This window comes from Micromonospora deserti, assembly GCF_003236335.1.
GTDB classification, from domain to species: domain Bacteria; phylum Actinomycetota; class Actinomycetes; order Mycobacteriales; family Micromonosporaceae; genus Micromonospora; species Micromonospora deserti.
The window spans coordinates 1-7,913 of the sequence record NZ_POUB01000276.1 but is presented as its reverse complement, the minus strand read 5'-3'; the positions used below and the strand labels follow the sequence as shown (position 1 = coordinate 7,913).

8 protein-coding genes are annotated in these 7,913 nt (G+C 69.1%); 4 read left to right on the top strand and 4 right to left on the bottom strand.

The window, feature by feature from the left end:
• Window positions 1-119 precede the first annotated feature (119 nt).
• Both C1I99_RS26685 and C1I99_RS26680 read left to right on the top strand, forming a co-directional pair.
• Window positions 120-752, top strand: coding sequence for an isochorismatase family protein (locus tag C1I99_RS26685; RefSeq protein WP_111136970.1), 633 nt, complete (start codon window positions 120-122; stop codon window positions 750-752).
• A 4-nt stretch (window positions 753-756) separates the two neighbouring features.
• Window positions 757-1,737 (top strand): GlxA family transcriptional regulator, encoded by a 981-nt coding sequence (locus tag C1I99_RS26680; RefSeq protein WP_111136968.1) that lies wholly within the window; start codon window positions 757-759, stop codon window positions 1,735-1,737.
• A 44-nt stretch (window positions 1,738-1,781) separates the two neighbouring features.
• Here C1I99_RS26680 and C1I99_RS26675 read toward each other — a convergent pair whose 3' ends face one another.
• The 3 genes from C1I99_RS26675 to C1I99_RS26665 all read right to left on the bottom strand — a co-directional run bounded on the left by C1I99_RS26675 (window position 1,782) and on the right by C1I99_RS26665 (window position 4,226).
• Window positions 1,782-2,675: a septum formation family protein gene (locus tag C1I99_RS26675; RefSeq protein ID WP_111136966.1), complete on the bottom strand. Its 894-nt coding sequence runs from the start codon at window positions 2,673-2,675 to the stop codon at window positions 1,782-1,784.
• A gap of 384 nt (window positions 2,676-3,059) precedes the next feature.
• The gene (locus tag C1I99_RS26670) at window positions 3,060-3,269 is read right to left on the bottom strand and encodes a TrmO family methyltransferase domain-containing protein (protein WP_233512732.1); all 210 of its coding nucleotides are present in this window, start codon (window positions 3,267-3,269) and stop codon (window positions 3,060-3,062) included.
• A gap of 114 nt (window positions 3,270-3,383) precedes the next feature.
• Window positions 3,384-4,226, bottom strand: coding sequence for a glutamate ABC transporter substrate-binding protein (locus tag C1I99_RS26665; protein ID WP_111136971.1), 843 nt, complete (start codon window positions 4,224-4,226; stop codon window positions 3,384-3,386).
• Between the two features lie 430 nt (window positions 4,227-4,656).
• Between C1I99_RS26665 and C1I99_RS26660 the strand changes: the two genes are divergently transcribed.
• Complete coding sequence (locus tag C1I99_RS26660; RefSeq protein WP_111136962.1) at window positions 4,657-6,294, top strand: hypothetical protein; 1,638 nt, start codon at window positions 4,657-4,659, stop codon at window positions 6,292-6,294.
• Between the two features lie 55 nt (window positions 6,295-6,349).
• Here C1I99_RS26660 and C1I99_RS34665 read toward each other — a convergent pair whose 3' ends face one another.
• The gene (locus C1I99_RS34665) at window positions 6,350-6,475 is read right to left on the bottom strand and encodes a hypothetical protein (protein ID WP_267897522.1); all 126 of its coding nucleotides are present in this window, start codon (window positions 6,473-6,475) and stop codon (window positions 6,350-6,352) included.
• 432 nt (window positions 6,476-6,907) lie between these two features.
• Here C1I99_RS34665 and C1I99_RS26650 point away from each other — a divergent pair, with 432 nt between their 5' ends.
• A complete protein-coding gene (locus C1I99_RS26650) occupies window positions 6,908-7,804 on the top strand; it encodes a site-specific integrase (protein WP_233512731.1) in 897 nt (298 codons plus the stop codon).
• Window positions 7,805-7,913: the final 109 nt, after the last annotated feature.

Genomic DNA, 7,913 nt, shown 5'->3' with positions numbered 1-7,913 from the left:
ACGACGCCCCCCGCCGCCCCTCGCCCGCCTGACGCGGTCAGGCAGGTGGCCGGATCGTTCCGCAGCGGGGCAGGATGGTGCCTGACGCGCCGGGGTCCGTTCCGGCCAGGATTCGGGTCATGAGCAGAGCAGCACTTGTCGTCATCGACGTCCAGGAGTCCTTCCGGCAGCGCCCCATCTGGGCGTACGGCTCGAACCCCGACATCGTCGGCCAGGTCGGCCGGCTGGTCGACGCCGCCCGCCGCCGCGGCGACCTGGTGGTCTGGGTCCTGCACGCCGAACCCGGCAGCGGCGGCGTCTTCGACCCGGCCGGCGGGCACGTCCGGCTGATCGACGGGCTGGCGCCGGTCGACGGGGAGCCGACGCTGGTCAAGACCTCGCACAACGCGTTCACCACCACGAACCTCCAGCAGGTGCTGACCGTGGCCGGCATCCGCGAGATCACCGTCTGCGGCATCCGCACCGAACAGTGCGTGGAGACCACCACCCGGGTCGGCTGCGACCTCGGCTACGAGATGACCTTCGTGACCGACGCGACGGTGACCTTCCCGACGCCGCACCGGGACCTGCCGGCCACCGCCACCGTCGCCGAGATCCTCGCCGACCCGCGCACCCTGTCCACCGAGGAGATGATCGCCCGCACCGAGTACGCCCTCGCCGGCCGGTTCGCCACCGTCCGTACCGTCGCCGAGGTGACCGGCGCGACCCCGCCCGCCGGCCGGGAACGGGTCGGCGCGGGCGCGCGGGGCTGAACCGATGGCCCGGGTCGTCTTCCTGCTCGTCCCGCAGCTGCACCTGCTGGACCTCGCCGGCCCGGCCCAGGTCTTCTCCACCGCCGCCGACCTCGGGTACGACTACCGGCTGCACTACGTCGCCGACCGGGAGATCGTGCCGACCGTGCAGGGCGTACCGGTGGTCGCCGGGCTTCAGTGGCCTGAGCTGACCCGCGACGACCTGGTGGTCGTACCCGGGTGGCGGCCCAGCGCGCACGGGCCGCAGGGGCCGGTCGGGCCGGCGGACCTGCGGCGGCTGGCCGACCACCACGCGGCCGGCGGCACCGTGGCGAGCGTCTGCGCGGGGGCGTACGCCCTCGGCGGGGCCGGCCTGCTCGACGGCCGGCGCTGCACCACCCACCACGAGCTGCAGGACGAGCTGGCCCGCCGGTTCCCGGCGGCGCAGGTGGTCCGCGACGTGCTCTACCTGGTCGATGACCGGGTGGTCACCTCGGCCGGCATCGCCAGCGGCATCGACGTGGCGCTGCACCTGGTCGCCACCCGGCACGGCCCGGCAGTGGCCGCCCGGATCGCCCGCGCGCTGGTCGTCTACGCCCGGCGCAACGGCCACGAGCAGCAGGCCAGCGCGATGATGCGGCATCGCTCGCACCTGTCCGACGCGGTGCACCGGGTGCAGGACGTGATCGACAGCCGGTTCGCCGAGCCGTTGCCGCTGGCCGACCTGGCCGCCGCAGGCGGGGTGGCCGAGCGGACGCTGACCCGGCTGTTCCGCCACACCACCGGGTTGACGCCGCTCGGCTACCAGCAGCTGTTGCGGGTGGAACGGGCCGAGCACCTGATCGGGCACGGTGCCACCGTGGAGGCCGCCGCCCGCGCGGTCGGCTTCACCGATGCCCGGATGCTGCGCCGGCTGCGGGCCCGGGTGGCGCCCGGCCGGATCGCCCCGCCCGGTAGCAGTCGTCCCGGGGCCGGAACTCCACGGGCAGCGACCCCGGCAGGGTGATGCGACCGTCGTCGGGCGGCAACTCGCCGCCGGCTCGCCGCCGGTCAGTTGACGGGCAGCGCCTTCGTCCCGCCGCCGGCGATCGAGCGGGTCAGCTTCCTCCCGCCCGACCAGAACCAGCAGCGCACCCCCCGGTCACCACGCGCCCACGCCTCCGCCGACGGGAAGCGGTACGTGGTGCCAGTGCGGTAGCGGAGCATCCCGTCGACCGGCACCTTCGCGTAGCGGGCGATGACCGTCCGGCACTTCGCGTGGACGGCGTCCTCGTCCTGCTGCGCGTCGGCGTACGACTGGTCCGGCGCGGCCCAGATGCCGGCGAACTCGAACCGGTGCGGCTCCGTGCAGGCGATCGGCAGCAACCGGCCCCACTCGTCCTCCTCCATGCACCGGTAGACCAGCGGGGAGGAGCCCTTCAGCACGCCGCGCAGGCTGCCCGCCCGGGCGATGGCACGGTCGTTGTCGCCGTTGACCCCACCGACGGCGTCCAACTCGAAGATGTCGCACCGGAACCACCGGCTGCCGCCCGCCCAGCCGTCCGGCGAGGTGGGCGCCACCTGCACCGACAACCGGGCACCGCGCCAGTCGCCGCCCACGAACTCCTTCGCCCGGCTGTCACACTCGGCGAAGGCGGAACGCATCGCCGACGACCCGACGCGCGGCGGAATGGGGCGCGCGGCGAGCGCGCCGGTGAACGCGCCGATGTGAAACGTCTCGACCAGGTGCGTCTTCGCGCAGTCGACCGGCTGGTGGCTGGTGAGGTAGCTCGTGGGCTCCGCGATCACATGGCACTCGCCGGCCTGCGGCGCGAACTGGCGGGCCTCGGCCACCGGCCGCCAGTCGTCGGTCAGGTCGCCGTCCGCGCCGGACGGCGTGCCGCAGCCGCTCAGCGCCGCCCCCAGCAGCACGGCCGAAACCATGACACCCCACCAGCGCCGCATGCCACCCTCCCCGGAGCCCCCGTGACAACCGGCGCAGCATATGGCACTCGCAGCGGGATGGCGTGCCGGGTGCCCCTGCCGCCGTCACCCGCCGAGTGACGCACGCAGACCAACCCGCCGTCGGGCCTGCCCGTTTCGGGCCGGCCGACCCACAGCACGCCGGGTTGTGGCACTGCCCGGGGAGGCCGCTGAGCTGCGGCGGTGGAGGTGCGCCCGGCAGGATTCGAACCTGCGGCCTTGGGATGAGAAGTTGAATCCCGATCGTGATTCGGGGTTACTGACAGTCCATAGGGGTGTCTATCTGTCCAGGTAGACACCCCTATGGCTGTTCCTCAGTGATGAATGGTGCCGACCGATCCGTGGGCGTCCGGGCTCACAGCAGGCTCACCGTCCGGTGGGTTCGCCCGCGTCTGTGCGGCTCCGCGAAGTACAGCCCAAGCATCTGGTCGTCCAGGTCGGTTGCTTGATCTCCCCGCGCGGGCCGAACTCGGAGGACCAGGGTGTGATGTCGAGGACCGGCGTTCCGTCCACGGCATCCAGCTCCTCGACGTGAAGGTCAAGGTCGTCGACCTTGATGAGCCGACACCGGGACACGCCGAGCCAGTTGATGTACCACGCCGCAGTTTTGATCTTGGATGGACCAACGCCGGACCATCCGGCTCCCGGCGGGCTGATCGCGACGGTTGCCGCCGCCGGCCTTCAGGTCGCTCACGCACTGCAGTGGCTCATTTTGCTGGTGTCCAGCGTCGGTACCGAGTTTCCACTCTTGCCCAACGTGGCGTCCCAGGCCGCTTTGTACGACCCGTCTCGCGCGGCGGCCTTCAGGATCTCGTTGATCTTCTCGCAGCCGGCTCTGTCCTTCTTCTTCATCCCGATGCCGTAGGGTTCCTCGGAGAAGGTCTTGCCCACCAGCTTGAACTTGCCCGCGTTTTCCGGCTGCATGGCGTAGCCGAGGAGGATAACGTCGTCGGTGCTCATCGCGTCGACCGCGCCTGACTCGAGGTCCGGAAGGCACCTGGCGTCCTGGTCGAACTGCTGCAAGCGGGCCTTCGGGTACTGCGACCGGATCCGCCTGGCCGACGTCGAGCCGGCGATCGAGCAGACGACCTTGCCGTCGAGATCCTCCGGCCCCCTGATGGTCGAGTCGGTCTTGACCAGCAGGTCCTGGCCGGCGATGTAGTACGGACCGGCGAACCTGACCGCCTTCTTGCGCGCGTCGTTGATCGTGTAGGTGGCCACGACAAAGTCGACCGTACCCTCCTTGATGACCTGTTCGCGGTTCGGCGTGCTGGTCTCCTTCCACTGGATGTTGGCCGGGTCGACGCCGAGTCCCTTGGCGACGATCTTCCCGATCTCGACGTCGAAGCCCACGTAGGTACCATCGGTCTTCAGGCTGAGGCCCGGCTGGTCGGGCTTTACGCCGATGGCGAGCGTCTTTGTCTTCGCGGCCTTTTCGATGACACCGGGGCCGCTGTCGCCGCCACCGCAGGCGCCGGTGGTGAATGAGAGTGCCGCAACCGCGACTATCGCCGCCGCCCGCGTGACACGCATTCCTCTCTCCTTCTTCGACGGCGCACCGCCCCGGAGCCGCACACGCCACACGGGACCCCCCCCGCGCATCGGGATCGTCGGCAGGAAGTCCTTGGCCGCTCGCTTACCGACCTGGTGCGGGTCGAGTGCACCGGTCAATTCGTCGAAGAGCATCGCCGTGGGCTGCACCGCGGCGACGCGGGCGCCGCCGGCCACGTGTTGACCGCGGCAAGCGGGATGAGCAGTCGGCCGACCCGCCCCCACCCTACTGTCTCGTCTCGCCCGTACGGGTCAGTTGCGACTATTCGGTGAGGCAGCCCAAGGGGACCTGACGTGCTGTACCGCGGGCTGTCCTGGGCTCGCCTAATTTTGAGCCGGAAACAGTCACAGAACGGTACGTTGACCCCGGCTGGTCTCGTACCCTCCTGTCGGCTGGCGGAAGGGAGAAACCGTGCGCCCTGAGCGGGTACGTCTGCTGTGGCTGCTCGTCCTGACTGCCGTGCCGGCGGCGGCCGTGGCGGCCGTGTTGTACGCCGTCAACGTCACCTCGGCGTTCGGCCTGGCGCCCCAGGCCAGTGCGATCTCGCCGTACGGGGCGTTCTTCGACCTGCGCTGGGTGCTGGTGTATCACAACTCCTGGGCCATGTTCGCCGGCCTGTTGCTGGGCGCCATCGTGCTCCGCGGACTGTTCTCGGCCGTACTGGTCGCGCTCGCCTGGCCGGCCGAGCGGCCGTGTCCGTCGTTTCGCCGGCTGGCCGGCCGCAACCTGACCTTCGCGGCCGTCGTCGTCGTGATTCTCTCGCCGTGGACCGCGCTGGCCGTGGTCGCCTCGGACGTTTCGCTGGCCTATTTCCAGTTCCTTGAGTTGGTGCCGGTGATAGTCCTGGCCCCGCTGCTACAGCGGGGCGGGATTGTGCCGGACTGGTGGCGCGGCCTGCCGTCGGCCGCCACGGTCGGCTGGTCGCTGCTCAACTTCGTGACCCTCGCCGCGGGCGCCGCGCTCGTCTGGTCCGTCCCGGATCGGTTGACGGTACCGGCAGCCGCCGTGACCGGAATGGTCAACGGCCTGCTGTGGCAGCGAAAGGTGCGCGCCACGGTGCTCCAGCAGCGGGTGCGGTGGTCCCGAGTGCCCGCAACGCCGTTGGTCGTCGCCTTGTTGGTGAGCAGCTTGCTGTTGGTCGAATACGTCGAGGACCTGGGGGCTCGCGGCGCAGGTCAGTCGCTGCAACCCATCGACGCCCTGCCACAGTTCGGGGACGTCGACCATCCGGTGATCTTCCTCGGCGGCTACAACTCGGCCCACCATGGCGACCCGTCAGAATCCCAACCTCCCGTGGTGCGCTTTTCGTACCGGGGCACCGACAACCACGGGAAGCCGGTGTTCTACTCACCGGTCGACACCCACCAGTCGCTGTCCACCAGCGCCCAACTGCTCGCCACCCAGGTGGAACAGCTTCACTCGCGTAGCGGTAAACCGGTTTCGCTGGTCGGGCAGAGCGAAGGCGCCCTCATCGTCCGCTACTACCTGGACCGCTACCCGCACCCCGCAGTCGACGCGGTGGTCCTGGAGAGCCCAATCCTGCAGGCCGGGCGCGCCTACTACCCGCCGCCGCATGCTCGTTCGGGTTGGGGCATCGCCACGGGTTGGCAACTGCGCGGCATGTTCAAGCTCATGGAAGCCACTAGCGAGGCACCGGACACTCCCGACTCGCCGTTTATTCGCTCCCTGCTGGACGACGCGCCGTTCTACCGCAACCGCCTGCTCTGCCCGGTGCCGGGCGTGCGGATGATCGCGCTACTGCCAACTGTCGATGCCATCACAATCCCGGCGGAGATCAACGCCCAGATTCCCGTGATCCAAATGGCCGGCTTCCATGGCCACCTGATCGACCGGCCAGCCGGACTGCGCCACCTGGCCGATCACCTCACCGGCAAGCCGCCAAGCAACCTGCTCCGTTGGGAATACTCGGCCCTCCAGCGGGTCGCCGGGGCGTGGCAGGCGCCAGCTCTGCCGTTAGCACTCAACCCGGCATGGCATGCCGCCGATCAGCCCGATGCGGCATTGCGACGGGAACCCTGCCGGACCTGAGCCGAACCGCCAGGGTTGCCTATTGCGGCGCCGGAAGGGCAATGGCGCGCGGGCGTTACGCCGGGGACGCCGCCTCCGGCAGGCCGGCCACCAGGGCGGCCAGCCCGCCGGTGTCGAGCAGGTCGGCCGGCCGTACGCCGTAGCGCACGTAGTGGAACCTGGGTTCCGCAGTTCGTATCACAGCGGGCTCACCGTCCCATGGGTTCGCCCGCGTCTGTGCGGGCTCCGCGAAGTACAGCCCCAAGCATCTGGTCGTCCAGGTCGGTTGCTTGATCTCCCCGCGCGGGCCGAACTCGGAGGACCAGGGCGTGATGTCGAGGACCCGCGCAATGGATTCTACCGTGAACCTCTCGGCTGCCATTCCTGCTCCCGCTACGTTTGTTGATGTGTTCTGGGCGAAGGTTGAGAGATAATTCTTGGCGCGAGTGTCCACGTCTTGGACCGCTCGGATGCCGCGGCGTTTGTAGGGTGAGAGGAGGGAGCGCATTTCAGCTGCTACCTGACGGGTGCGGCCTGATCGGACACCGTCCATCGCGTCGAGGGCGCGCGACCATGTAGCGCAAGCCTCCTCAGTTTTGCCTTGCCTCGCTTGAATTGCCCCCATGTAGCCGGCGTGACGGCATGGGTTCGAGTAAAGGACGATACTTTGCGGGGTCTTGACGCTCCGGCGGATTGTTTCGTTGCGCCGGCGCCGGAACAGACGGGGGCCTTCCTCGACTTCATCGCCGACGACGAGTTGTATGGGCTCTTTCACCTGATCGCATTTCGTGGCCTGCGGAGGGGCGAGGCATGCGGCCTGCGGCCGGAAGACTTGGACCTCAAAGGCAAGACTCTCACCGTCGCCACGCAGCTCGTGGACATCAACGGCGAGATCGAGGAGAACGCGCCGAAGAGCGATGCCGGTAACCGCATCGTCGCTCTCGATGCCGACAGCTTGAAGGTTGCCAGGCGCCACCTCAAGCGGCAGCGCAAGGCCCGGGAGGAAGCCGGCGGGGCGTGGGTCGAGAGTGGCCGTCTCCTCACCCGGCCTAACGGCGCATGGGTGGAGCCGACGTGGCTGTCGGACTACTTCGATCGACTGGTACGCAAGGCGGGCTTGCCGCCGATCCGCTTGCATGATCTACGCCACGGCGCTGCCACCATCGCTCTCGCAGCAGACACCGAAATGAAGGTGGTTCAGGACATGCTGGGCTACTCCTCGATCTCGCTCACGTCCGACACCTACACCTCGGTCCTGCCGGAACTTGCACGTGAAGCGGCCGAGGCAGTCGCCCGCCTGGTTCCACGTCAGCGCTCCAAGCGCACGGCCGGGCTCACATCGGGCTCACGCGGGGCCGAGTCATCGAAGGATGACGCTAAGAAAGATCGCAAGAAGAGCAAAAGAACAGCAGGTCAACCCTGGTGCGTGAGGGTGCGCCCGGCAGGATTCGAACCTGCGGCCTTGGGATTAGAAGTGGTATTCGCGTCATGCTCTCTGGTTTCACCAGCTTCACTAAGGGACGTCTCGTAACTCGGTCGGGCGTCCATGGTGGATCATGTCAGGGTGCAGGTGATCTCGGCGGCTCGCCCGGAGTGGATCTTCCCGTTCACCGGGCTGCAGCCCGCCCAGTTCCGCAGGC

Coding starts and splice junctions, on each gene's coding strand:
- C1I99_RS26685 (WP_111136970.1), top strand. CDS start 120: ATGAGCAGAGCAGCACTTGTCGTCATCGACGTCCAGGAGTCCTTCCGG.
- C1I99_RS26675 (WP_111136966.1), bottom strand. CDS start 2,675: ATGCGGCGCTGGTGGGGTGTCATGGTTTCGGCCGTGCTGCTGGGGGCG.
- C1I99_RS26680 (WP_111136968.1), top strand. CDS start 757: ATGGCCCGGGTCGTCTTCCTGCTCGTCCCGCAGCTGCACCTGCTGGAC.
- C1I99_RS26665 (WP_111136971.1), bottom strand. CDS start 4,226: ATGCGTGTCACGCGGGCGGCGGCGATAGTCGCGGTTGCGGCACTCTCA.